The organism is Micromonospora sp. DT53 (assembly GCF_049841535.1).
Taxonomy (GTDB): domain Bacteria; phylum Actinomycetota; class Actinomycetes; order Mycobacteriales; family Micromonosporaceae; genus Micromonospora.
Window position 1 is genome coordinate 110,817 of record NZ_JBNCKM010000012.1, and the last position, 24,317, is coordinate 135,133.

The window sequence follows — 24,317 nt, forward strand, 5'->3', positions numbered from 1 at the left end:
GGGTACGGCGACGCGCGCCGCGCATCAGGGGGTACGGCGACGCGCGCCGCGCATCAGGGGGTACGGCGACGCGCGCCGCGCATCAGGGGGTACGGCGACGCGCGCCGGGGCCTGGACTGGGTATCACGTCGCGTGGCCGGCCCACGTCGTGCCCGTCGGCGCAGCGCAGTTCGGCGCGCACCTCGGCGCCGCAGTCGCGGTGGGTGACGCTGAGCGGCGGGCCCTCGGCGTCGGCGAGGTACCGGTCGCCCCATCCGAGGACGGCGACCAGCACCGGCCACAGATCCAGACCCTTCTCCGTCAGCCGGTACTCGTGGCGTAGCCGACTGCCGGGCTCCCGGTACGGCTCGCGACTCAGCACGCCCTGCTCCACCAGGCTGGCGAGCCGGTTGGTCAGCACCTGACGCGGAATGCCGGTGCGCACCCGCATGTCGTCGAAGCGGCGTACGCCGGTGAACACCTCGCGGAGGACCACAAGCGTCCACCGCTCACCGAGGACCTCCATGGCGCGAGCGATGGTGCAGTTCTCCACTGACCAGTCCAGAGCCGCGGGTCGCATCCGACCAGGCTAGATCTCGTTGACAGACTCAGCAACCTGCTGCCAGGCTGCGTCCATGACGCAGACGCAGGAACCCGTGCGCAGCCGTACCTTCTCCTGGGCGGACCCGTCGGTCAACGCGGCCCAGATCGGTCGACGCGCCGGCCTCGACACGCTCCGGGCGATGATCGCCGGCGAACTGGCCGCGCCACCGGTGATGCACCTTCTCGACATGAGCCGGATGGAAGCCGACGAGGGTCGGGTGGTCGTCGAGTTGACTCCCCAGGAGTTCCACTACAACCCGCTCGGCAGCGTCCACGGTGGTGTGCTCTCGACCCTGCTGGACACCGCCGCGGCGTGCGCCGTGCACACCACCCTGCCCGCCGGCGTCGGCTACACCTCACTGGACCTCAACGTGAAGTTCCTCCGCCCGGTCACCGTCGACAGCGGCACCCTGCGCTGCGAGGGCACGGTGCTGCAACGCGGCCGTCGCACGGCCCTGGCCGAGGCCCGCGTCACCGACGCCAGCGCCCGTCTGATAGCCCACGCCACCAGCACCTGCCTGATCCTCCCCCTCCCCTAACCCCACCCCCCACCCCCGCTGGGTTGATCATGAAGTTATTGCCCCGACACGCCGTCGCGAGTGGCAATAACTTCATGATCAACGGCCCGAGGGGACCGAGGGGGACCGAGGGGGACCAGGGGGACCAGGAGGGCCGGGGGCCCGGAGGGGCCGGGGTGGGGTTTAGCGGAGGGCTAGGCGGGCGGCTCGGGCGTCGCGCTTCTCCTCGAAGCGGCTCGCGGCGCGGTCCAGGCCTTCCAGCTGGGCGGCCAGCTGCTCGCGGGCGGCCTCGCCGTCGGCGTCGAGGCCGGTCACGTTGAACACGTCCCACTGGCGCAGGACCGGCTGCAGCACGTCGTCGCGGTGCTGGCGCAGGTCGTAGATGCCGGCCAGGGCGATCGCCACCGACTTGCGGGCGAAGCCCTCGATGCCGTTGCCCGGCATCTGGAAGTCGGCCACCACGTCGGCGACGGCCCGCATGGCCTGACTCGGAGCCAGCTCGAACGCGGCCGCGAGCAGGTTGCGGTAGAAGACCATGTGCAGGTTCTCGTCGGCGGCCACCCGGGCCAGCAGCGCCTCGCAGGCGGGGTCGCCGGTGGCCTTGCCGGTGTTGCGGTGCGAGATCCGGGTGGCCAGCTCCTGGAACGAGACGTACGCCAGTGAGTGCAGCACCTCGTCGCCGTGGGCGTTGGTGTAGCCCTCCGACATGTGCGTCATCCGGGCCCGCTCCAACGCCACCGGGTCGACCGCCCGGGTCACGGTCAGGTAGTCGCGGATCGCGACGCCGTGCCGACCCTCCTCGGCGGTCCACCGGTGCACCCAGGTGCCCCACGCGCCGTCGCGACCGAACAGGGTGGCGATCTCGTGGTGGTACGAGGGCAGGTTGTCCTCGGTCAGCAGGTTCACGATCAGCGCGGTGCGGGCCACGTCCGGGATGGTGGAGTCGGTCGGTGACCACGCCTCGCCGCCGAGCGGCCCGTCGAAGGTCCGCCCCTCGCTCCACGGCACGTACTCGTGCGGGAACCACTCCTTGGCGAGCGAGAGGTGGCGGTCCAGGTTGCGCGCGACAACCGGCTCCAACTCGACGAGCAGCGCGGTCTGACTCACTGTGGTGCTGACGGTCACGAGAAACTCCCTACGGTGGCGTAACTTACGCTACCGTAGGTCCCCGCGGCCGTCAGCGCCAGTGGGGAACTCAACCGACAGTCGGCTTGAGGTCCGCCAAAGGTGGCATCCACTCCTCGGCACCGGCCGTGGTCTGCTCACCGGAGCGGATGTCCTTCACCTCGTCCGGCGCCCCGTCGGCACCCGGGAACCAGACGTACGGGATGCCCCGCCGCTCGGCGTAGCGGATCTGCTTGCCGAACTTCGCCGCGCTCGGCGAGACCTCGGTGGGGATACCGCGCCGCCGCAGCGCCGCCGCGATCCGGCCACTGGTCGGGCGGTGCTCCTCGTCGGCCAACGCCACCAGGACGCAGGTGGGCACCGAACGCGAGACCGACAGCTCCCCCGCGCCGAAGAGCAGCCCGAGCAGCCGGGTCACCCCGATCGAGATCCCCACGCCCGGGTACGAGACAGCGCCGGCGCTGGCCAGGTTGTCGTACCGTCCACCGGAGCAGATCGAGCCGAAGCGCTCGTAGCCGCGCAGCTGGGTCTCGTAGACGGTGCCCGTGTAGTAATCCAGGCCACGGGCGATGCGCAGGTCCGCCACGCAGAGGCCGGGCGAGTGCTCGGAGGCGGTCTCCACCACCCGGACCAGCTCCTCGATCCCCTCGTCGAGCAGCGGGTCGCTCACGCCGAGCGCCCGGACGGCGTCGGCGAACGACGCGTCCGGGGCGATGATCTCGGCCAGCGCCAGGCACGCCTTGGCCTGCGCCTCGTTCGCCCCGGCGGTCTGGGTCAGCAGCTCGGCCACCTTCGCCGGACCGATCTTGTCGAGCTTGTCCACGGCGCGCAGCACCGCCTCCGGGTCGGTCAGCCCGAGGCCCCGGTAGAAACCCTCGGAAATCTTGCGGTTGTTGACCTGGATGGTCACCTGCGGGATCGGCAACGAGCGCAGCGCGTCCCCGATCACCAGGGGCATCTCCGCCTCGTGGTGCGCGGCCAGGGTGTCCCGGTCGACGATGTCGATGTCGGCCTGGACGAACTCCCGGTAACGGCCCTCCTGTGGCCGCTCACCCCGCCACACCTTCTGGATCTGGTAGCGGCGGAACGGGAAGCTCAGCTTGCCGGCGTTCTCCAGCACGTACCTGGCGAACGGCACGGTCAGGTCGAAGTGCAGGCCGAGCTGATCGTCCGTGCCGGCACCCTCGGCGTCGGCGTGCAGCCGCCGGATCACGTAGACCTCCTTCGAGGTCTCGCCCTTGCGCAGCAGCTGGTCCAGCGGCTCCACGGCGCGGGTCTCCAGCGGCGCGAAGCCGTACAGCTCGAAGGTGGCCCGGATCTTGTCGAGCACGAACTGCTCGATCATCCGCTGGCCGGGCGTCCACTCCGGGAAGCCGGAGATGGGCGTGGGCTTGCTCATTGGCGTACTCCTTGCGGTTCCGCGCCCGCGGCGCGGTGGTGTCGTGGGTCCGCGCGTGGCGCGGACGAAGATCTAGAGGCCCCGGGTGGGAGCGGCCGGCGACGTGCCAGCCACCTCGATGAGGTACGGGTTGCTGGCGCGCTCACGGCCGATGGTGGTGGCGGGGCCGTGGCCGGGCAGCACGACGGTGTCGTCGGCCAGCGGAAGGATCTTGTCGCGCAGGCTGGTGAGCATGGCCGGCATGCTGCCGCCCGGCAGGTCGGTGCGGCCGATCGACCCGGCGAAGAGCACGTCGCCGGAGAGGCACAGCTCGTCAGCCTCCCAGGTCGACCCGGCGCCCGGCAGCCGGAACAGCACCGACCCGCTGGTATGGCCCGGCGCATGGTCGACGGCGATCTCCAGACCCGCGAGCGTGAGGGTGGCGCCGTCGGTCAGCTCCGCCACGTCCTCCGGCTCGGTGTAGCTCAGCCGGCCGCCGAAGAGCGACTTCAGGTCGGCCGAGAGGCCCTTGGACGGGTCGGCCAGCATCTCCCGGTCGCCGGGGTGCACGTAGGCGGTGATGCCGCGCGCGCCGCAGACCGGCGCGACCGAGAAGGCGTGGTCGACGTGGCCGTGGGTGAGCAGCACGGCGGCCGGATGCAGGCGGTGTTCGGCGAGCAGCGCGTCGAGCTGGTCGAGCACCCCGATGCCGGGGTCGACCACCACGCACTGCTCCCCCGGCGCGGTGGCAACCACGTAGCAGTTGGTGCCGAAGGCGTCCGCGGGAAAGCCGGCCACGAGCACGGGCGCTGTCCTTTCCGTCGAGCAGCTGTCGTCCTGCACCGCAGCCTATCGGGCGTGCCGAGCGAGTTTGCCGCGTCCGTCCCGCGCGCCCCGCAGGGCACAGTGACAACCTCCGATAAGCGCTGCTCGGGACGGGGTGGACCTCGTACACGACATTCCCAGTCACTAGCCGTACACTCTGGCGGGCGTGAGGCGCGGCACACGTGACGCCCGGACGGGCCGGGGCGACCGGCCGCCGGCGACGACCAGGTAGAGGAAAGGGGAGCACCTGTGGCTTCCAGCAGGGACCGGCAGCGCAAACTGGCGCGGGCCAAGCTCGACCGGCAGTTGGCTCGCCGGGCCGCCGCCACGCGGCGGCGACGGCAGATCCAGGCCGGAGTTGGCGCCGCTCTGATCCTCGTGTTGGTCGTGGCCGGTTCGGCGTGGGCGCTCGGGGCGTTCGACTCCGACCCGAAGCAGAACACGGCCGCGGGGGACACCTGCCTCTGGACGCCGCAGGACGCGACGGCCAACACCAACCTCAAGGACGTCGGCACGCCGGCCACCAAGGATCTGCCCACCGACGGCACCCGGGCGATGACCGTGACCACCAACCAGGGCGCGCCGATCACCGCGGAACTGAACCTGACCAACTCCCCGTGCGCGGCGGCGAGCATCGCCCACCTGGCGAGCCGGTCGTTCTACGACAACACCAAGTGCCACGAGATCACCGCCGAGGGCGCGCTGCGCTGCGGCGACCCCAGCGGCACGGGTCTCGGTGGGCCGACCTACTCGTTCTACGACGAGGAACTGCCGACCGTGCCGTCGGCGTCACCGTCGGCCAGCCCGGCCCCCGGCCAACCGCCGACGTACCCGAAGGGCACGGTGACGATGGTCTCCAACCCGCCGGGCAGCAACGGCAGCCAGTTCCTGATCTTCTTCAAGGACTTCACCACCGCCGAGCCGAAGTACCCGGTCATCGGCCGGGTGACCGGCGGGCTGGACGTGGTGGAGAAGATCGGCGCCCTCCCGACCGTGGACAATGGGACCGGGGCGAAGATCAAGCCCAGCACCGATGTGACGATCCAGAGCCTCACGGTCGGTGAGCCGGTCACCGGCGCGGCACCGGCGCCGTCGGCCTCCGGCACCCCGGCCAGCAGCCCGAGCGCCGGCTGACCGGTCGCCACCACCCACCCAAGCGGCACTCAGCAACAGACAGCCAGGAGGATCCAGGCGTGACGTCCACCAGAGAGCGGCAGCGCGCGGCGGCACGCGCCCGGCTCGAGAAGGAGATGGCCGAGCGCGCGGCCAAGGCCCGCAAGCGCCGGCAGACGACGGCGATCGTCAGCGCGGGTGCCGCGCTGGTGCTCGTGGTCGCCGGCACCGTCTGGCTGGCGGTGAGCCTCGGCGGCGACGACGACAAGCCCGGCACCACCACCGCGAAGGCCGGCGCGTCCGAGTGCGTGTACAACGCGCTGCCGACCGACCAGCGGCCCCCGCAGATCAAGGACGTCGGGGTGCCGAGCAACCAGCAGTCCGGCACCGGCGTGCAGACCATGACGATCGACACGAACCTCGGCCCCATCACCGCCAAGGTCGACAGGTCGCTGGTGCCGTGCACGGCGGGCAGCTTCACCCACCTCGCTGAGAAGAACTTCTTCGACAACACCAAGTGCCACCGCCTCGTGACCGAGGGCATCAAGGTGTTGCAGTGCGGTGACCCCAGCGCCACCGGCAACGGCTGGCGCCCGACCGACGGCCAGGGCGGCCCGAGCTACCGCCTGCCCGAGGAGAACCTGCCCACCGACAAGCGTCCGCCGTACCCGGAGGGCGTCATCGCGATGGCCAACTCCGGCCAGCCGGGCAGCACCGGCAGCCAGTTCTTCATCGTCTACGGCGACTCGCCGCTGGACCCGGCGTACACGGTGCTCGGCACCATCACCGGCGGTCTGGACCTCGTCAAGGACGTGGCCAAGGCCGGCGACGACGGCGCGTTCGCCCAGCAGGCCGGCGGCGGCCACCCGAAGAAGGAGGTCATCATCAAGGACCTCACGATGAGCAACCCGCAGGGCTGACCCCACGCGCACCACGAAGCGCCCGCCGGCTGAGCCGGCGGGCGCTGTCGTTTCCGGGGTACGCGTCGAGCTTGGCGACTGATCCGGTGGGCGTCAGGCCCCGGAGGTGACCCGGTAGGCGTCGAAGACGCCGTCGACCTTGCGCACCGTGGCCAACAGGTGGCCCAGGTGCTTCGGGTCGGCCATCTCGAAGCTGAACCGGCTCACCGCCACCCGGTCGCGGGTGGTGGTGACGGTGGCGGAGAGGATGTTGACCCGCTCCTCGGAGAGCACCCGGGTGACGTCGGCCAGCAGCTTGTGCCGGTCCAGAGCCTCGACCTGGATGGCGACCAGGAACGTCGAGGCGGAGGTGAGCTTCCAACTCACCTCGACGACCCGCTCGCTCTGCGCGCGCAGGTCCTCGGCGTTGGCGCAGTCGTCGCGGTGCACGCTCACCCCGCCGGAGCGGGTGACGAAGCCGAACACCGAGTCCGGTGGGACGGGGGTGCAGCAGCGGGCCAGCTTGATCCAGACGTCACTGACGCCGCGGACCACCACGCCCGGATCGGCGCTGCTCTGCCGGCTGCGCGGCGGCCGGGTGGCGACGGCGGTCTCGGCGATGTCCTCCGCCGCGCCCTCCTCGCCGCCGTACGCGGCCATCAGCTTCTGCACCACCGACTGCGCGGAGACCTGGCTGTCGCCGACCGCGGCGTAGAGCGAGGCCACGTCGGCCAGGTGCAGGTCGCGGGCGATCGACATGAGCGCGTCGGAGGTGAGCATCCGCTGCAACGGCATGCCCTGCTTGCGCATCGCCTTGACGATCGCGTCCTTGCCGGCCTCGATCGCCTCCTCGCGCCGTTCCTTGTTGAAGTACTGCCGGATCTTGGTGCGGGCGCGCGGGCTCTTGACGAAGCCCAGCCAGTCCTGTGTCGGGCCGGCCGTCTCGGACTTCGACGTGAAGATCTCGATCACGTCGCCGTTGGACAGCGTCGACTCCAGGGGCACCAACTTGCCGTTGACCCGCGCCCCGATGCACTTGTGCCCCACCTCGGTGTGCACCGCGTACGAGAAGTCCACAGGCGTCGACCCGGTCGGCAGCGGGATGACGTCACCCTTCGGGGTGAAGACGTACACCTCCTGGCTGGACAGGTCGAAGCGCAGCGCGTCGAGGAACTCGCTCGGGTCGGCCGCCTCACGCTGCCAGTCGAGCAGCTGCCGCAGCCAGGTCATCTCGTCGATGTGCGCGGGCGGACCGACGATCTGGGTGCCCTTGTGCTCCTTGTACTTCCAGTGCGCGGCGATGCCGAACTCGGCGGTGCGGTGCATCGCGTACGTGCGGATCTGCATCTCCACCGGTTTGCCGGTGGGCCCGATGACAGTCGTGTGCAACGACTGGTACATGTTGAACTTGGGCATCGCGATGTAGTCCTTGAACCGGCCCGGCACCGGCTGCCAGTTGGCGTGGATGACGCCCAGCGCCGCGTAGCAGTCGCGGACCGTGTCGACCAGGATGCGCACGCCGACCAGGTCGTAGATGTCGTTGAAGTCGCGACCTCGCACGATCATCTTCTGGTAGATCGAGTAGAGGTGCTTCGGCCGCCCGGTGGTCTCCGCCTTGATCTTGGCGGCCTTCAGGTCGGTGCCGACCTTCTGAGTGACCTGCCGCAACAGCGACTCGCGCTGCGGCTGGTGCTCCCCGATCAGCCGGTTGATCTCCTCGTAGCGCTTCGGGAACAGCGTGCCGAAGGACAGATCCTCCAGCTCCCACTTGATCGTGTTCATACCGAGCCGGTGCGCGAGGGGCGCCAGGATCTCCAGCGTCTCCTTGGCCTTCTGCTCCTGCTTGGGGCGGGGCAGGAAGGTCAGGGTACGCATGTTGTGCAGCCGGTCGGCCAGCTTGATCACCAACACCCGCGGGTCCTTGGCCATGGCCACGACCATCTTGCGGATCGTCTCGGCCTTGGCCGCGTCGCCCAGCTTGACCTTGTCGAGCTTGGTGACACCGTCGACCAGCAGGGCGACCTCACCACCGAAGTCGGCACGCATCTGGTCGAGGGTGTACTCGGTGTCCTCGATGGTGTCGTGCAGCAGCGCGGCGACAAGCGTGGTGGTGTCCATCCCCAGGTTGCCGAGGATCGTCGCCACCGCGAGCGGGTGGGTGATGTAGGGGTCGCCGGACTTGCGGTACTGCCCGGAGTGCCACCGGGCGGCCGTGTCGAAGGCGCGCTGGAGCAGCCGGGCATCCGCCTTGGGGTGGTTGTCCCGGTGGCTCGCGATGAGCGGCTCCAGCACCTCGCTGACCTGAGAGGTCTGCCAGGGCGCATTGAACCGGGCCAGCCGGGCCCGGACCCGCCGCCCGGTGGGCGCGTTGGACAGCCCGAAGCCACCGCTTGGTGACGGGTCGATGCCGGCGTCGGTCGGGAACGGCACCACGACGCCATCGGCGCCGGGCGACGCCTCGGCGCTCGGCGGGCCGCTGGTCGGACGCACCGCGCTCTCGCCGGAAGCCCTGCCGGAGCCGTTGCCGGTGCCCGTCACCCGGGCCGGCGCGTCGCCTGTCCGGTCGGTCACCGTGCCGTCAGCGTCGCCTGTCGGGTGCACCGTGCCCTCCGCCGGAGGGACGACATCGTGGGACACCGGCCTCCTCACCGCTCGCCGGAAACACGCCGGCCGAACATCGGCCGACCTGGTCTCGCCCGCCGGACGGGATACCGCCGGCGTCAGCAAAGGGCAATGCTACCCGCACGGACGGTCCCCTGCCGCTCCGCCGGACGGTCGGCGCCGGGTCCGTCCGACGGGTCCGGGATCAAACGGTCAACCGAGTCTCGACCGCCTCAAACGGTCAACAGGGCGTGCACGGGGCGCGGCGCCAGTCGCTCACGCCCACCCAGGAAACCGAGCTCCAGCAGCACGGTGAAGCCGGTCACGGTCCCGCCGGCCCGCTCGACCAGGTCCAACGTCGCCTCGGCGGTGCCACCGGTGGCGAGCACGTCGTCGACCACAAGCACCCGGTGCCCGGCGGTGAAGGCGTCCTCGTGCACTTCGAGGGTCGCCTCGCCGTACTCCAGCGCGTAGGAGACCGAGTGCGCCGGGCGGGGCAGCTTGCCGGCCTTGCGCACCGGCACCACGCCCACCCCTGTCGCGTACGCGATGGCCGCCGCGACGACGAAGCCGCGCGCCTCGATGCCTACCACCACGTCGAAGGCGTCCCGCCCGTGGTACGCGATGACCTCGTCGATCACCTCACGGAAGACCTTGCCGTCGGCGAACAGTGGCATCAAATCCTTGAACAGGACGCCGGGCTTGGGAAAGTCGGGCACGTCAAGCACCCGACTGGCGACCAGTCGGGCGGCCTCGGGGCCACTGTCCCCGCGCGCTGCGGTGCTGTGGGTCTCCGTCACGGCTGTTTCGCTCTCCTTCGACGACGAACGGCGTCCGGCAACAGCATGCCGGACGCCGTTCGGATGTTTCCTGTCGGGTCAGCGCCGCTTGGCGCCACCCGGCCGGTTGCCGCCACCACCCGGGCGACCGCCCCGGGCGCCGGTGGCCCGCTTGCCCGCCGGGCGAGCGCCCACCTTGGGGGCGGAACCGGCCAGCGCGGCGGCGTCCTGGTCGACCGGCTCGTCGGTCGCGTCGGCCTGGGTCGCCGGGCTCGCGGCGGCACCCCTACCGGTGACCTCGCCGCGGGAGACCGCGCCCCGCCGGGTCAGGACGCGCTTGTTGTGCGCCTGGATCCGCGGGTCGTAGTTCTTCAGCAGCGCCAACAGCGGGGTGGCCACCAGGATGGAGGTCAGGAACGCCACAGCCATACCGACGAACAGCACCAGACCGAGGTCCTTCAGCGTGCCGGCGCCGAGCAGGCCGGCACCGATGAAGAGCAGACCGCCGACCGGCAGCAGGGCGACCACCGAGGTGTTCAACGACCGCATCAGGCTCTGGTTGACCGCCAGGTTGGACGCCTCGCCGTACGTCTGGTTGTTGTTGGCGGTGATGCCCCGGGTGTTTTCCTGGACCTTGTCGAAGACCACCACCACGTCGTAGAGCGCGAAGCCCAGGATGGTGAGGAAGCCGATGATCGTGGACGGGGTGACCTCGAAGCCGACAAGCGAGTAGATGCCGGCGGTGAGGATCAGGTTCGTGATCAGCGAGGCGACCGCGGCCACGGCCATCCGCCACTCGAAGCGCAGGATGAGGTAGACCATCACCAGCGCGATGAAAATGACCAGACCGAGCACGGCCCGCTCGGTCACCTGGCTGCCCCAGGCCTCACTGACCTGGTTGCTGCTGATCTGGCCGGGGCTGATGCCGAGGTCCTCGGCGATCTGGGCCTTGACCGCGTTGGCCTGCTCGACGCTGAGCTGCGGCGTGCGCAGCTCGTAGGAGTCGCCGCCCGTGCCGCCGACCTTCTGCGTGGTGGCCACCGTGACGCCGGTGTTCTCGGCGGCGAGGGCCGAGTTGACCTCCCGCTCGGCGTCGTCCAGGGTGCCGACGCTGGCCGGCACCTGGAACGAGTTGCCGCCGGCGAACTCGATGCCCAGGCTGAACCCACGGATCGAGAAGCTGAGGATCGCGATCAGGACCAGGACCCCGGCGACGCCGAACCAGAGCTTGCGCCTGCCGACGATGTTGAGACCGGCCTCGCCGTTGTAGAGGCGGCTCGCCAGACCGTTTTCAGCCATCTCAGGCCTCCTTGGCGCGCGGGTTGCGGGGCTGAGTCGGCTGGTTGCGGGCCGGAAGTGCCCGGCCCAGACCGCTGACCCGCGGGGACAGGAACGCCCGGGTCCGGGCGAACATCGTCATGATCGGGTGCCGGAAGAGGAAGACCACCACCAGGTCCAGCACGGTGGCCAGGCCGAGCGCGAACGCGAACCCCTTGACCGTGCCGACCGAGACCACGTAGAGCACCACAGCGGAGAGCAGGGTGATCGCGTTGGCCGAAATGATCGTCCGACGGGCCCGGATCCAGGCGCGGGGCACCGCGCTACGCGGGCTGCGCCCCTCCCGGATCTCGTCTTTCAGTCGTTCGAAGTAGATGACGAACGAGTCCGCCGCCACACCGAGCGAGACGATCATTCCGGCGATGCCGGCGAGGGTGAGCGTGAAGCCGATCTGCCGGCCGAGCACCACGAGCGCGCCGAACACCAGCAGCGCGGAGAGGATGAGGCTGAGGAAGATCACCGAGCCGAGCAGCCGGTAGTAGAAGAACGCGTAGATGATGACCAGCAGCATGCCGATGCCGGCCGCGAGCAGACCGGCGCGCAGGTGGCTGGCACCCAGCGTGGCGGTGACGTTCTGCGCCTCCTGCTGCTCGAAGGTCACCGGCAGCGCGCCGTAGCGGAGCTGGCCCGCGAGGGTGCTGGCGTCCTTCTGGGTGAAGGTGCCGGTGATCTGGGAGTTGCCGGTCAGCACGCCCTGGATCTCCGGCGAGGAGACGATCTTGTTGTCCAGGACGACGGCCACCCGGCACTTGCCGTCCTGGCCCAGCCCGGTCGCGTCGCAGGCCTGGCCCTCGTTGTTGAACGCCTCACGGGTCAGCGAGGTCCACTTGCCCTGACCGTCGCCGGTGAAGTCCAGGCTGACCACCCAGGCGTTGGTCTGGTCGAGCACCGCGTCGGCGTCGGACACGTCGGTGCCCAGCACCTTCGCCTGGTCGAGCAGGTACTTCGACGCGCCGTCCTCGCAGGAGACCACCTGCTGCTTGGCGTCGGAGATCGACGCCGGGGGGCGCTCGTCGAGCTGCTTGCAGCTGATCGTCGGCACGTTGAACTGCATCTGCGCCGGCAGCACCGCGACCTCCTGCGGAGACAGCGTGCCGAACGGCTTGAACTTCTCGGCCAGCGACGGGTCGGCGGTCAGGTCGGCCGGGGCCTGCAGCCCGTTGGCGGCCTGCCACGCGGCGGCGCCGACCTTCTGCTCGACGGCCTTGCGCTGCTGCTCGATGCTGGCCGGCACCGGCTCGGCGCTGGCGCTGGGCGCGGCGGCGCTCGGCGAGGCCGTCGCGGACGCGGACGGCGTGGCGCTGGGCGACGCCGGGGCCATTCCACCCTGACCGCCGCTGGGCGACGAGGTCACCTTCGGCGCGGCGCTGCCCGTCGGGGTCGGCGTCGCGGCGCCGGACGGGGTCGCGCTGCCGGTCGGGGCGGCGCTAGCGGACGGGGCCGGCGTGGCGGCGGGCGGCGCCTCGGCCACACCACTGCCGGAGGCGGCCTTGAGCACCTTGCGGAAGCGCAGCTCGGCCGCGCTGCCCACGTCGGTTAGGTCCCGGTTCTCACCGGGCAGGGAGATGACGATGTTGCGGTTGCCCTCGGTGACCACCTCGGCCTCGGCCACGCCGAACGCGTTGACCCGGCTCTCGATGATCTCGCGGGCCTCCTCGAGGTTCTCCGCCGTCGGGGGCTTGCCGTCGACGCTGTTGGTCGCCTCCAGTGTCACCCGCGTGCCGCCGATGAGGTCCAGACCGAGCTTGGGCTCGAGCCGGTCCTTCAAGCTGCCGCTGGCGCCGGCGAAGAACACCAAAAGATAGAGGACCACGAAGATGAACCCGAGCACGGCGAGCTGCCGCCCGGGGCGCATCTGTCCCTGAGGTGGTGCCACGGCTGTCCTGTCTCCCTGTACGGTCGCGCCGCTGTCGCAGCGGCGGCGGTGTCGGGCCGGGGGTCCCGCCCGACGGGTCTGCCTTGAGCCGACGAGATGCCGACACGAGGCCCGGACACCCCGGCGCGGAACGCCGACGGTCACGGGAACGTGCCGACGCCCGGCGTCGACCCAACTATCCAGTTTTCACGTCTCGTCCGCTGCCCCGTCGGGGCGCGACGACCCGGAGGCCGGCCGACCGGCCGTACGCCGGACTCGCCGCTCCCGGGGGGAGGGGTCAGTCCTTGGCGGTGTCCGCGTCCTCGGTGACCGGCTCGCTCGGCAGCTCCGCGCGAGTGACCACCCGCGCGATGGCCGGGCGGGCGTAGCGGGTCTGCACGCCCGGGGCGACCTCGATCAGGACGGTGTCGTCCTCGATGCCGGTGACCGTGCCGTAGAGCCCACCGATCGTCACGACCTCGTCGCCGGGCCCGAGGTTGGACTGCATCGACTCCGCCTCTTTGCGGCGCTTCTGCTGGGGCCGGATCATCATGAAGTACATGACACCGAAGAGCAGGGCGATCATCAGGATCGGCGTGATACCGCCGGCCCCGCCACCCGCTGCTGCGTAATGCACGGTTACTGACCTTCCCATTGGCCACCTGCCCGGCACGAGGGTGCCGGAGCGGAGGCGGATTCTCACGTCCTGTACAGACCGCGGCGAAGTCTAAACCCTGCACCTGGGAACGCCGAATGCGGCACAGATCACGTTCACATCACGGCTGATCGGCATCCAAGGAGAACAAGTCGGGCACAGGTGGACCATCCATACCAAATGTACCATTCGGCGGTGTGCGCCCCAGATGCCGCCAGGCGCCCTCGGTCGCCACCCGCCCCCGGGGCGTACGGGCCAACAGACCCGCTCGCACCAGGAACGGCTCGCAGACCTCCTCCACCGTGTCCGGCTGCTCCCCCACCGCCACAGCGAGAGTGGACAACCCGACCGGACCGCCCCGGAACGAGTCGACCAACGCGGTCAACACCGCCCGGTCCAGCCGGTCCAGGCCGAGCGCGTCCACGTCGTACACGATCAGGGCCGCACGGGCCGTGTCGAGATCGACCACCCCGTCCGCCCGGACCTCGGCGTAGTCGCGGACCCGGCGCAGCAACCGGTTGGCGATCCGCGGAGTGCCCCGGGACCGACCGGCGATCTCGGTCGCGCCCTCGGGCGTGATCGGCACACCCAGGATCCGCGCCGAACGGTGCAGCAGCGTCTCCAGATCCGCCGGGGCGTAGAAGTCGAGGTGCGCGACGAAACCGAACCGGTCCCGCATCGGCCCGGTCAACAACCCCGAGCGGGTCGTCGCGCCGACCAGGGTGAACGGCTCGACGTCCAGCGGAATCGCCGTCGCCCCCGGACCCTTGCCCACCACCACGTCGACCCGGAAGTCCTCCATCGCGCTGTACAGCAACTCCTCGGCCGGCCGCGCGATCCGATGGATCTCGTCGATGAAGAGCACGTCGCCCTCGGCGAGACTGGTCAGGATCGCCGCCAGATCACCGGAACGCTCGATCGCCGGACCGCTCGTCACCCGGATGCCCGCGCCCAACTCGGCGGCGACGATGTTGGCCAGACTCGTCTTACCCAACCCGGGCGGGCCGGAGAGCAGAATGTGATCCGGTGGCGACCCCCGCCGCATGGCGCCCTGCAACAACAGGTCGAGCTGGTCGCGCACCCGGTCCTGGGCGATGAACTCGGCCAGCCGCCTCGGCCGGACCGTCGCCTCCGCGTCCCGGTCGGCGTCGCTGACGTACGCCGACACGAGCCCCTCGGTCTCGCTCATCGCCCCACCTTCGTTCGCGACTGCGAGGCCCGCACACCCGGCTCACTCATCGCGCTCATCGCACGGCCCGGGCGGTCATCGGGTGCGACCGAGTAGTCGGATGGCCTGCTTGAGCAGCACCGGCACCGGCGGGGTCTCGCCCTCGATCGACTCGGCCACCGCGGCCACCGCCTGATCGGCCTGACCGGCCGTCCAGCCCAGCCCCACCAGCGCCTGCCGGACCTGCTCGGGCCAACTGCCGCGGGTCACCCCGGCCACGCCGTCGGCGCCGATCGGCACCGGGCCGATCCGGTCGCGCAGCTCCAGCACCAGGCGTTCCGCACCCTTCTTCCCGATCCCGGGTACGCGGGTCAGGGCGGCCGTGTCGGCGTTGGCGATCGCCTTGCGTACCGCGTCGGGGGTGTGCACCGCCAGCACCGCCTGGGCCAGTCGCGGGCCGACCCCACTGGCGGTCTGGAGCAGCTCGAACAGAGACTTGGCGTCGTCGTCGGCGAAGCCGTAGAGGGTCAGCGAATCTTCCCGCACGATCAGGCTGGTGGCGAGCCGGGCGACCTGGCCGACCCGCAACTCCGCCAGGGTCCCCGGGGCGCAGTGCACCGCGAGCCCCACCCCGCCGACCTCGATCACGGCCTGGTCCGGCCCCGTCGCGGTCACCGTGCCGCGCACGCTGGCGATCATCGTGCTCCTCCTCGTCGTGCCCGGTCGGCCGCGGCGGCCAGCTTGGAACGGGTCCCGCCGCGCCACACGTGACAGATGGCCAGGGCCAACGCGTCGGCGGCGTCCGCCGGCTTCGGCGGCTCGGCCAGCCGCAACAGCCGGGTCACCATCGCGGTCATCTGCGCCTTGTCGGCCTGACCGGACCCGGTCACCGCCGCCTTCACCTCACTCGGGGTGTACGTCTGCACCGGCAGCCCGGCCCGCGCCCCGGCCAGCACGGCGATTCCACTGGCCTGCGCGGTGCCCATCACGGTGCGAACGTTGTGCTGACTGAACACCCGCTCGACGGCGACGCTCTCCGGTTGATGCTCGGCGACCAGCTTGCCCAGCGACCGGTCCAGGTGCAACAGGCGCAGGGCCAGGTCGTCGGCCGGGTCGGTGTAGACCACGTAGTAGGCGACCAGCGTGCAGGGCCGGCCGGGCACACCCTCGACCACGCCCACCCCACACCGGGTCAAGCCCGGGTCGACACCGAGCACGCGCACGCCGCCCCCTCCCCGACCGTCAGCAGTACGTGTGTTCGACACCCTAACCGGCGCCCTTCCCACCAGCCCCACGGGACACGCCCTCCCACGCCCCCGGCCCCACGCCCCACACCCCCACACCCCCACACCCACACGCCCCGGGCCCCACACCCCCACGCCCCGGCCCCACGCCCCGGCCCCACGCCCCGGGGCCCGGGGCCCGGAGCCCGGGGCCTAGATCCGCGCAACTTCCCGGATGTTGCTGTCTCCGACGCGTGAGAGACAGCAACACCCCTGATTTTGCGCGGATCTTGACGACAAAGCCGTGCCGAGCAACCAGGAGCGGGATTCGGCGCGCGTCCACCGCCGTCAAGGTCACGCTCGATCCTGGATGTAGTGGTCACGAAACGCCGGGAAGCCACTACATCCAGGATGTTGCGCGATCTTGCGGCGCGGAGCGCGGCCGCGGCACGGGCGCGGCGCGAGGGGCGACACGGGCACGGCGCGAGGGGCGACACGGGCGCGAGGGGCGGCGGGGTGGGGCGGGGTGGGCCACACAGCTTGGGTACGGAGTATGTGTCGCTGGCCCATGTGCCGGGGAGCACACAGCTCGTAACTTCTTGCGCCATGACGGCAGAACCCGTGGTGGTCCCCCACGTCGTGCAGGTCGACCTCTCCGGTCGGACCGCCCTGGTCACCGGAGGCGGCGGTGGCATCGGGCGGGCGTGTGCCCTGCGGCTGGGCGCGGCCGGTGCCAAGGTGCTCGTGGTGGACCGCAACCTTGAGGCCGCCAAGGCGGTGGCCGCCGAGGCGGGTGGTCGGGCCGAGGGCGTCGACCTGTCCGACGCCGCGGCGGTGGACTCACTCGACGTGGACGTGGACATCGTGGTGAACAACGCGGGGCTCCAGCACGTCGCGCCGTTGCAGGACTTCCCCGTCGAGCGCTTCGAGTACATCCAGCGGGTGATGGTGGAGGCGCCGTTCCTGCTGATCCGCCGGGCGCTGCCGCACATGTACGCCCGGGGCTGGGGGCGGATCGTCAACATCTCCTCGGTGCACGGGTTGCGCGCCTCGCCGTACAAGGCGGCCTACGTCTCGGCCAAGCACGCTCTGGAGGGGCTGTCGAAGGTGGTCGCGTTGGAGGGCGCCGCGCACGGGGTGACCGCCAACTGCATCAACCCGGCGTACGTGCGGACCGCCCTGGTGGAGAGCCAGATCGCGGACCAGGCGGCCAGTCACGGCATCGACGAGGCCGAGGTGGTCGAGAAGATCATGTTGGCCCGGGCCGCGATCAAGCGGTTGATCGAGCCGGAGGAGGTCGCCGAGTTGTTGGCGTACCTCTGCTCGCCGCCGGCGGCGTTCATCACCGGCGCGTCGATCGCCCTCGACGGGGGCTGGACGGCCAACTAGTGGGGCTGAGCACAATGTCGACCATGTCATCGCCGGTGGAGTTCCTGGAGCTGCTCGCCCGAGAGGCCGCGGCGGTCGAGTTCGAGGGACCGTTGGTGGCCGCGCGGGCCGCCGGGCTGCCGCCGGACCGGCTGGCCGAGCTGGAGCAGGCCAAGTCGGTGGCGTTGCGGGTCCGCGCGCTGCTGGAGCGCCGGCGCCGCCGGGAGAGCGAGCTGTCCGGCCTGTACGACACGGTCAGCGACCTGGCCGGGCTGCGCGACCTGGACGACGTGTTGCGGGCGATCGTGCACCGGGCCCGCCACCTGCTCGGCGCGGACGTGGCGTACATGACGCTCAACGACGACGAACGCGGCGACACCTACATGCGGGTGACCGACGGGTCGGTGTCGGCCCGTTTCCAGCGGCTGCGCCTGCCGATGGGCGCCGGCCTCGGTGGCCTGGTGGCCCAGTCCGGCGCGCCGTACGTCACCGCGAACTACGGCGAGGACGCGCGTTTCCACCACACCGGCGAGATCGACGCCGGGGTGGGCGAGGAGGGCCTGGTGGCGATCCTCGGGGTGCCGCTGCGGCTCGGCTCGACCTCGATCGGGGTGCTCTACGCGGCGAACCGTTCGGCCCGGCCGTTCGTCCGGGAGGAGGTGGCGCTGCTGGTGTCGCTGGCCGCGCACGCCGCAGTGGCGATCGACACCGCCCGGCTGCTGACCGAGACCCGTTCGGCGTTGGCGGAGTTGTCCGCGGCGAACACCACCATCCGGGCGCACAGCAGCTCGGTGGAGCGGGCCGCGGCGGCACACGACCGGATGACCGCGCTGGTGCTGCGCGGCGGCGGTGTGGAGGACGTGGCGGCCGCGGTGACCGAGGTGCTGGGCGGGGCGCTGCTGGCGCTGGACGCCGAGGGTCGCCTGCTGGCCCGGGTGGGTGAGATCGAGGAGCCGGACCGCGCGGACATCGTCGAGGCGGTGGCCGCGTCCCGGACCGAGGGGCGCAGCGTACGCCGGGGTCCGCTCTGGTACGCGGCAGTGGTGGCCGGCGCGGAGAACCTGGGCGCCCTGGTGCTGCGCCCGGACGACGAGTTGGTCGACGCCGACCAGCGCATCCTGGAGCGGGCGGCGTTGGTGACCGCGCTGCTGCTGCTGTTCCGCAGGACGGTCGCGGAGGCGGAGGGGCGGGTGCGTGGCGAGCTGCTGGACGACCTGATCGCCCGCCCGTTGCGCGACACCGACGCGCTGCGCAGCCGGGCCCGTCGGCTCGGTGTGGATCTGGACGCGCCGCACGTGCTGGTGGCGGTGGGCGACGACGCGATCGCCGCGACCGGCTCGGCGCGGTTGCGGGTGCTCTCCTGGGCCACCACGTACGCCTCGGCTCGTGGCGGGCTGGCCGCGGCGCGCGACGGCCGGGTGGTGCTGATGCTGCCGGGGTTGGACGCGGGCGGCAGTGCCCGCGCGGTGGCCCGGGACCTGTCCCGGGTGACCGGTCGACCGGTGACCGCCGGGGCGAGTGGCCCGTCGAACACGCCGGCGGCGTTGGCCGGGACGTTCCAGGAGGCCGATCGCTGCCTGACGGCGTTGGGCGCGCTGGGCCGTGCCGGGCAGGGCGCGAGCACTGTGGAGCTGGGCTTCGTCGGGTTGTTGCTGGGGACGGTCGGTGACCGGGGTGAGAAGGACGTCAGCGAGTTCCTGAGCGCCACCGTCGGGCCGGTGCTCGACTACGACGCCCGACGGGGCACGGCTCTGGTGAAGACGCTGGAGGCGTACTTCGGGGTGGGTGGCAGCCTGGCCCGGGCCGCCGAGCAACTGCACGTGCACGTCAACACGGTGACCCAGCGGTTGGAGCGGGTCGGACAGTTGCTCGGCGTCGACTGGCAGCGGCCCGAGCGGGCGCTGGAGGTGCAGCTCGCGCTGCGTCTGCACCGGTTGCGTGCGCCGGCCGCCTGAGCGGGGCGGGTCAGCGGGCCTGGATGCCGTCCAGCACGGCGTCGACGACCCGTTCGGGCAGGGTCTGCTCGTCCAGGTCCGGATTCCACTGCAGCACCCGCTGAATCAGCATCGGCCCGGTGAGCAGCGCCATCGTCACCTCGACGTCGATGTCGGCGCGGAGCACCCCCTCGTCGATGCCGCGCCGCAGCACCTCGCGCATCAGCTGCCGGCGGGGCGAGATGATGTTCTGGTAGAGCTGGAACTGGTCGGCGCTGCGGCTCACGGCGGGCGCCAGGCAGGGCATGATCTTGGCCGCCCGTGGGTCGACGTTCTTGCCGATCGCGCCCACCAGCAACACCAGGTCGTCGCGGACGGAGTGGCCCGCCGGCTGCGCCATGACGCCCTTGAGGCGGCGCAGCGCGTCCAGCAGCAACGCGTCCTTGCCGGCCCAGCGGCGGTAGATGGTGGCCTTGCCCACCCCGGCGCGGGTGGCGATCGCCTCGATCGACAACGCCTCGATGGTGCTGCCCTCGGCGAGCAGGTCGAGGGTTGCCTCGATGATCGCCTCGTCGGCGCGGATGCTCCGCGGTCGCCCGGGCGACCGCGGAGCATCAGCAGTGGACGTCATGTCCGCCATTGTCCCCGTACCTATGCCGTGCCGGCCAGTTCAGGCTCGGCGACCGGAGCCGCCGGAGCGACGCTCGTGTCCTCCTTGCCTGGCATCCAGCGCAGCACCACGATGATCCCGAGGGCGGCGATGACCGCGGAGAGCCCGGCCGCCCAGTGCATGGCGGTGACGAAGGCGTCGTTGGCCGCCGAGATCAGCCCTGGCGCCGCCGGGCCGAGCTGGCCCGCCGCGGCGTACGCCCCGGAGATCGACTCGTTGGCCGCGTCCTGGGCCTGCGTGGGCAGGCCGGTCAGCGCGTCACCGATGTCGCTGCGGTAGACCGCGGAGAGCACCGAGCCGAGGACGGCCACGCCGAGCGCGCCGGCCACCTGGCGGATGGTGTTGCTGACCGCGGAGCCCACCCCGGCCTTCTCCCGGGGCAGCGCCGACATGATCGACTCGGTGGCCGGCGGCATGATGTTGGCCATTCCGGCGCCCTGGATGAGGAAGACGAGCAGCACGATCCAGATCGGGGTGGAGGCGCCGATGAAGACGAAGGCGCCGAGGGACACCACGGTCAGCGCCAGCCCGACGGTGGCGACGGCCTTGCCGCCGTAGCGGCGGACCATCGCGGCGCTGCGCGGCGCGAAGATCAGCTGGGCGCCGGCGAAGGGCAGGAAGAGCAGACCGGTCTGCAGCGGGCTGTAGTCACGCACGAGTTGCAGGTAGAACGAGCCGAAGAACATCGAGCCCATCGCGGCGAAGAACACCAGGCCGACGATGGCGACCGGAGCGGCGAACCGGGGCACCCTGAACAGTCGGACGTCCAGCGACGGGTGGTCGCTGCGCCGCTCGTGCTGCACGAACCAGCCCAGCACCGCGAGGCCGACCAGGATCGAGCCCCAGGCCAGCGGGCGGTCGAAGCCGTGCTCGCCGCCGTCGATGATGCCGTAGGAGAGGGCGACCAGGCCGACCACGGAGAGCAGCACGCCGAGCACGTCGATCCGGCCGGGCCGCGGGTCACGCGACTCGGGGACCAGCAGTGCCACCAGAACGACGCCGGCGACGACCACCGGCACGTTGATCAGGAAGACCGAGCCCCACCAGAAGTGCTCCAGCAGCGCGCCGCCGAGGATCGGGCCGATCGCCACGGCGAGACCGACCGCGCCGGCCCAGACACCGATGGCCCGACCACGCTCGCGCGGGTCGAAGACGTTGGAGATGATCGACAGCGTCACCGGCATGATGGCCGCGCCGCCGACCCCCATCAGGGCGCGGGCCGCGATGAGCTGTCCGGGGCTCTGGGCGTACGCGGAGAGCAGCGACGCCAGGCCGAACAGCAGCAGACCGATCATCAGGAAGCGCTTGCGGCCGGCGCGGTCGCCGAGCACCCCGAAGGTGAACAGCAGCCCGGCGAAGACGAGCGTGTAGGAGTTGATGGACCACTCCAGCTCGCCCTGGCTGGCGCCGAGGCCGTGCACCGGGTCGGCCAGGGTGCGCAGGGCGACGTTCAGGATCGTGTTGTCGAGGACGACCACGAGGAGGCTGATCACCAGCACCCCCAGGATCGCCCACCTCCTCGGATGGCCGGTGTTGTTGTGCAGCTCCATGCCTGGTTTTCCCCCCACGCTTGTCCCGCGCCGCAATACGATACGGGTCAGACTCGTAACGCGGGTCAGCCTACGGCGCGCATTAACGATACGGCACCGATCCGTATCGTATGTGGTGGGTATCACGCTGGGGAGCGACGGCCAGGCAGGCGGTGACAGCGCTCGGCAGCGAGTCGAGACGCCGCGCCGGCGCGGTGAGTGGTTCGATCCAACCCGGCCCCGCGCCGTACACCCGCAGGTGCGGGAAGTCCCGGGCAAAACGCACCAGGCGGTACGCGCGGCCGGTGACCGGCGTCTGCGACCAGAGCACCACGGCGCGCGGTCGCGCCCGGTACACCGCACTGGTCAGCGCCGGCCAGGGCAGCGCGGGGCCGAGACTCAGACAGCCGCGACCCTGCTCGCGCAACGCGGCCGCGAGCGCGAGCAGACCCAGGCAGTGCGCCTCCCGCTCGGCACCGGCCACCAGCACCCCAGCGGTGGGCAGTGGCCGGCCCGGCTCCCGGCGGTACACGTCCAACCCGACCCGCACGCCCTCGCAGAGGGCGTGCTCGACGGCGACCTCGGCGGCGGTACGCCCCGGCAGCCGGGCCAGCAACGGACGACAGACCTGCTCCCAGAGCGCCGGCACGCCCCAGGCCTGGGCCAACTCCAGCACCAGCGTGGCGACGGCGTTGCCGTCCAGGTCCTCGGCAGCCAGCGACACCTGCTTGTGCGCGATCTCCACGGCCTCCGCCGGCATCGGATCGGTCAGCACCAGACACCACCCCCGGATAGACAATCCCTACCCGGGGGTTCGCTGAAACGGGGCGCGGTGGATGCGCCGGCGCGGAATTTACCGACCGCGGGCCGCCAGCCGGTGGGCCAACGCGACGGCGCTGCCCCGGATGCCGAGCGGATCAGCTCGTCAGATGGCGGCGGCCCGCTCCCAGCGGCGGGGAGCGCTGATCTTGGCCCAGCTCGGGCCGAAGGTCATCCGGCGCAGCGGTGACACGATGCCGCAGAGGCTGAACCAACCACGAGTCAAGCCCACGTTCAGCGGGTTGCTCACCATGCCCTGCTGAAGGGTCCGCAGGGCCAGGTCGACGGCTTCGAAACCGTACTCGCGCATCTCGGTCTCGTACTCGCCGATCGCGTCCAGCAGCGGCAGGCGACCGGTGCCGGCCAGCGACAACTGGCGGGTGAGCAGGGCGGCGTCGCGCAGTGCGGTGTTGGCGCCGTTGCCGCCGGCCGGTGGCATGCCGTGCACGGCGTCGCCGAGCACGGTGACCCGGGAGGGTGTCCAGGGCGCAGGACGGTCGGACGCCTGGAACGGAAACACGCTCACGTCGTCCGGTGGACACTCGTCGATCAGTCGACGGAGCGTGGGGTGCCAGTTCGTGATCAACCCGGCGATGTATGCCTTCAACTGTGCGCCGTCGAGGCGCTCCGGACGCGAGGGGAACAGTTCGTTACGGGCGACGAACGCGCACAGCAGGTAGTCGTCCCCCGTCGGCTTCTGGCGTTCGAAAACTGAGGTGAACAGGAAGTACGGCGCACCGGTCAGGACGAGGTTCATACCTTCCGCAAGCCGGGCGGGTAACCAGGCACGGGTGTCGTCGTTCAGCGGCAACTTGAGCCCCACACCCACCGCACCGGTGTCCCGCTGGGTGGCGGTCGGCAGGTACTGCGCGCGTACCCGGGAGTTGATCCCGTCGGCGCCGACCAGGACGTCGCAGGTGACGGACGTTCCGTCGGCGAAGTGCGCGATGGGGCGACCGTCGGCGGTGAGCTCGTAGCGTTCGAACGTCTTGCCGTAGTGGACAGCGTCGTCGAGTCCGTCGAGGAGAACGCCGCGCAGCGTCTGACGGTCGACCGGGTAGGCCCGTTCCGCGGGGTCGGGATCGTCGGGATACATGAGTGCGTCCTCGACGAGGACCAGCGTGCGCAGGTCCGTGCCCAGGAAGCCGAAACCGCCGCCGGGGCGGCCCGCGCTGTCCGTGAACGCCTGCCAGTGTCGGTCGGGCAGGCAGGCACGCAGCGACCGGCTGCCCGCCGGGTTGATCGCCAGCCGATAGCGGTCCAGTCGGTCGTCGCGGCGCCGGTCACGCTCGTACACGGCGACGTTGATGCCGTGTTTGCGCAGACCCTGGGCGAGCGCGAGGCCGCCGATGCCACCGCCGACGATCAGTACGTCAATCATGGCTGAGCCTTTCTGGTGAGAAGAGGTCGCACAGTTGGTTGACAACCGACTCGGCCCTTTCCGGACGCAGGCGGATGCCCTTGACGGTGGCGATCACCAGCTCGACGCTGGCAGCGACGTCGAGATTCACCGACCAGACCTGATGCTCGATGCCTTCGGTGAAGATCGCCGCCAGCGCGTCACGCCAGCCCTGTTCGTCGCGCTCGATGTCCGCCCCGGTGGACCCGTCACGTCGAGCGCGAAGATCGAGCTCATCGAGCACGACGAACAACTCGGGTCGTTCCGCGACGGCTCTGGCGATCTCGCTGAGGTGGTGCCGCAGCCGGGCTGCGGGTTCCAGATCGGTGTGCATTGTCGCCTCGAATTGGCTGGTCACGTGCTCGAGCACTGCGGCGATCAGATCGGCCTTGGTCCGGAAATAGTGGTGCAGGGTGGAGTGGTCAATGCCTGCCGCGGCAGCGATTGGTCGTAGCCGGAACCCTTCGAAGCCGCTCTCGGCGATCGCCGAGAAGGCCGCGTGCACCAGGGCCTGCCGGCGGTCGAGCTGTTCAGTCATC

22 protein-coding genes are annotated in these 24,317 nt (G+C 71.0%); 5 read left to right on the forward strand and 17 right to left on the reverse strand.

What is annotated here, in order from left to right:
* Nucleotides 1-82: 82 nt before the first annotated feature.
* On the reverse strand, nucleotides 83-559 hold the full coding sequence (locus ACLQ3B_RS30255; protein ID WP_425784088.1) for a winged helix-turn-helix transcriptional regulator: 477 nt from the start codon (nucleotides 557-559) through the stop codon (nucleotides 83-85).
* Nucleotides 560-614: 55 nt separating this feature from the next.
* On the opposite strand from ACLQ3B_RS30255, the gene ACLQ3B_RS30260 reads away from it, so the two are divergent.
* Nucleotides 615-1,121: a PaaI family thioesterase gene (locus tag ACLQ3B_RS30260; protein ID WP_425784089.1), complete on the forward strand. Its 507-nt coding sequence runs from the start codon at nucleotides 615-617 to the stop codon at nucleotides 1,119-1,121.
* A 162-nt stretch (nucleotides 1,122-1,283) separates the two neighbouring features.
* Here ACLQ3B_RS30260 and ACLQ3B_RS30265 read toward each other — a convergent pair whose 3' ends face one another.
* From ACLQ3B_RS30265 to ACLQ3B_RS30275, 3 genes are all read right to left on the reverse strand, one after another.
* On the reverse strand, nucleotides 1,284-2,225 hold the full coding sequence (locus tag ACLQ3B_RS30265; RefSeq protein WP_425784090.1) for an acyl-ACP desaturase: 942 nt from the start codon (nucleotides 2,223-2,225) through the stop codon (nucleotides 1,284-1,286).
* A gap of 70 nt (nucleotides 2,226-2,295) precedes the next feature.
* Complete coding sequence (gene hisS / locus ACLQ3B_RS30270) at nucleotides 2,296-3,624, reverse strand: histidine--tRNA ligase (RefSeq protein WP_425784091.1); 1,329 nt, start codon at nucleotides 3,622-3,624, stop codon at nucleotides 2,296-2,298.
* A gap of 72 nt (nucleotides 3,625-3,696) precedes the next feature.
* Nucleotides 3,697-4,407, reverse strand: coding sequence for an MBL fold metallo-hydrolase (locus ACLQ3B_RS30275; RefSeq protein WP_425784092.1), 711 nt, complete (start codon nucleotides 4,405-4,407; stop codon nucleotides 3,697-3,699).
* A gap of 270 nt (nucleotides 4,408-4,677) precedes the next feature.
* Here ACLQ3B_RS30275 and ACLQ3B_RS30280 point away from each other — a divergent pair, with 270 nt between their 5' ends.
* Nucleotides 4,678-5,562 (forward strand): peptidylprolyl isomerase, encoded by an 885-nt coding sequence (locus ACLQ3B_RS30280; protein ID WP_425784093.1) that lies wholly within the window; start codon nucleotides 4,678-4,680, stop codon nucleotides 5,560-5,562.
* Between the two features lie 59 nt (nucleotides 5,563-5,621).
* Nucleotides 5,622-6,461 (forward strand): peptidylprolyl isomerase, encoded by an 840-nt coding sequence (locus ACLQ3B_RS30285; RefSeq protein WP_425784094.1) that lies wholly within the window; start codon nucleotides 5,622-5,624, stop codon nucleotides 6,459-6,461.
* Nucleotides 6,462-6,554: 93 nt separating this feature from the next.
* Here ACLQ3B_RS30285 and ACLQ3B_RS30290 read toward each other — a convergent pair whose 3' ends face one another.
* The 8 genes from ACLQ3B_RS30290 to ruvC all read right to left on the reverse strand — a co-directional run bounded on the left by ACLQ3B_RS30290 (nucleotide 6,555) and on the right by ruvC (nucleotide 16,059).
* On the reverse strand, nucleotides 6,555-9,077 hold the full coding sequence (locus ACLQ3B_RS30290; protein WP_425784095.1) for a RelA/SpoT family protein: 2,523 nt from the start codon (nucleotides 9,075-9,077) through the stop codon (nucleotides 6,555-6,557).
* Nucleotides 9,078-9,274: 197 nt separating this feature from the next.
* Nucleotides 9,275-9,841, reverse strand: a complete 567-nt coding sequence (locus tag ACLQ3B_RS30295) for an adenine phosphoribosyltransferase (RefSeq protein WP_425784096.1) — start codon at nucleotides 9,839-9,841, stop codon at nucleotides 9,275-9,277.
* 78 nt (nucleotides 9,842-9,919) lie between these two features.
* Entirely contained in the window at nucleotides 9,920-11,119 is a 1,200-nt protein-coding gene (secF, locus tag ACLQ3B_RS30300; protein ID WP_425784097.1) for a protein translocase subunit SecF, read from the reverse strand.
* Between the two features lies 1 nt (nucleotide 11,120).
* Nucleotides 11,121-13,034, reverse strand: coding sequence for a protein translocase subunit SecD (gene secD / locus ACLQ3B_RS30305; RefSeq protein ID WP_425784098.1), 1,914 nt, complete (start codon nucleotides 13,032-13,034; stop codon nucleotides 11,121-11,123).
* Between the two features lie 277 nt (nucleotides 13,035-13,311).
* On the reverse strand, nucleotides 13,312-13,668 hold the full coding sequence (gene yajC / locus ACLQ3B_RS30310; protein ID WP_425784099.1) for a preprotein translocase subunit YajC: 357 nt from the start codon (nucleotides 13,666-13,668) through the stop codon (nucleotides 13,312-13,314).
* Between the two features lie 121 nt (nucleotides 13,669-13,789).
* Nucleotides 13,790-14,857 (reverse strand): Holliday junction branch migration DNA helicase RuvB, encoded by a 1,068-nt coding sequence (ruvB, locus tag ACLQ3B_RS30315; RefSeq protein WP_425784100.1) that lies wholly within the window; start codon nucleotides 14,855-14,857, stop codon nucleotides 13,790-13,792.
* A 75-nt stretch (nucleotides 14,858-14,932) separates the two neighbouring features.
* Complete coding sequence (ruvA, locus tag ACLQ3B_RS30320; RefSeq protein WP_124823022.1) at nucleotides 14,933-15,535, reverse strand: Holliday junction branch migration protein RuvA; 603 nt, start codon at nucleotides 15,533-15,535, stop codon at nucleotides 14,933-14,935.
* Nucleotides 15,532-16,059 (reverse strand): crossover junction endodeoxyribonuclease RuvC, encoded by a 528-nt coding sequence (gene ruvC / locus ACLQ3B_RS30325; protein WP_387176484.1) that lies wholly within the window; start codon nucleotides 16,057-16,059, stop codon nucleotides 15,532-15,534. Before ruvC ends, ruvA begins: the two co-directional genes overlap by 4 nt.
* Nucleotides 16,060-16,665: 606 nt before the next feature.
* On the opposite strand from ruvC, the gene ACLQ3B_RS30330 reads away from it, so the two are divergent.
* Both ACLQ3B_RS30330 and ACLQ3B_RS30335 read left to right on the forward strand, forming a co-directional pair.
* Complete coding sequence (locus ACLQ3B_RS30330; RefSeq protein ID WP_425784101.1) at nucleotides 16,666-17,448, forward strand: 3-hydroxybutyrate dehydrogenase; 783 nt, start codon at nucleotides 16,666-16,668, stop codon at nucleotides 17,446-17,448.
* A gap of 14 nt (nucleotides 17,449-17,462) precedes the next feature.
* Nucleotides 17,463-19,382 carry a helix-turn-helix domain-containing protein gene (locus ACLQ3B_RS30335; protein ID WP_425784102.1) on the forward strand — a complete coding sequence of 640 codons (1,920 nt, stop codon included), beginning with the start codon at nucleotides 17,463-17,465 and terminating at the stop codon, nucleotides 19,380-19,382.
* 10 nt (nucleotides 19,383-19,392) lie between these two features.
* Here ACLQ3B_RS30335 and ACLQ3B_RS30340 read toward each other — a convergent pair whose 3' ends face one another.
* The 5 genes from ACLQ3B_RS30340 to ACLQ3B_RS30360 form a co-directional block, all read right to left on the reverse strand.
* Entirely contained in the window at nucleotides 19,393-20,001 is a 609-nt protein-coding gene (locus tag ACLQ3B_RS30340) for a TetR/AcrR family transcriptional regulator (protein WP_425784103.1), read from the reverse strand.
* Between the two features lie 11 nt (nucleotides 20,002-20,012).
* Nucleotides 20,013-21,581 (reverse strand): MFS transporter, encoded by a 1,569-nt coding sequence (locus ACLQ3B_RS30345; protein WP_425784104.1) that lies wholly within the window; start codon nucleotides 21,579-21,581, stop codon nucleotides 20,013-20,015.
* Between the two features lie 82 nt (nucleotides 21,582-21,663).
* The gene (locus ACLQ3B_RS30350; protein WP_425784105.1) at nucleotides 21,664-22,335 is read right to left on the reverse strand and encodes a transcriptional regulator; all 672 of its coding nucleotides are present in this window, start codon (nucleotides 22,333-22,335) and stop codon (nucleotides 21,664-21,666) included.
* 150 nt (nucleotides 22,336-22,485) lie between these two features.
* Entirely contained in the window at nucleotides 22,486-23,760 is a 1,275-nt protein-coding gene (locus ACLQ3B_RS30355; protein WP_425784106.1) for an FAD-dependent oxidoreductase, read from the reverse strand.
* A complete protein-coding gene (locus ACLQ3B_RS30360) occupies nucleotides 23,753-24,316 on the reverse strand; it encodes a TetR/AcrR family transcriptional regulator (RefSeq protein WP_425784107.1) in 564 nt (187 codons plus the stop codon). Before ACLQ3B_RS30360 ends, ACLQ3B_RS30355 begins: the two co-directional genes overlap by 8 nt.
* Nucleotide 24,317: the final 1 nt, after the last annotated feature.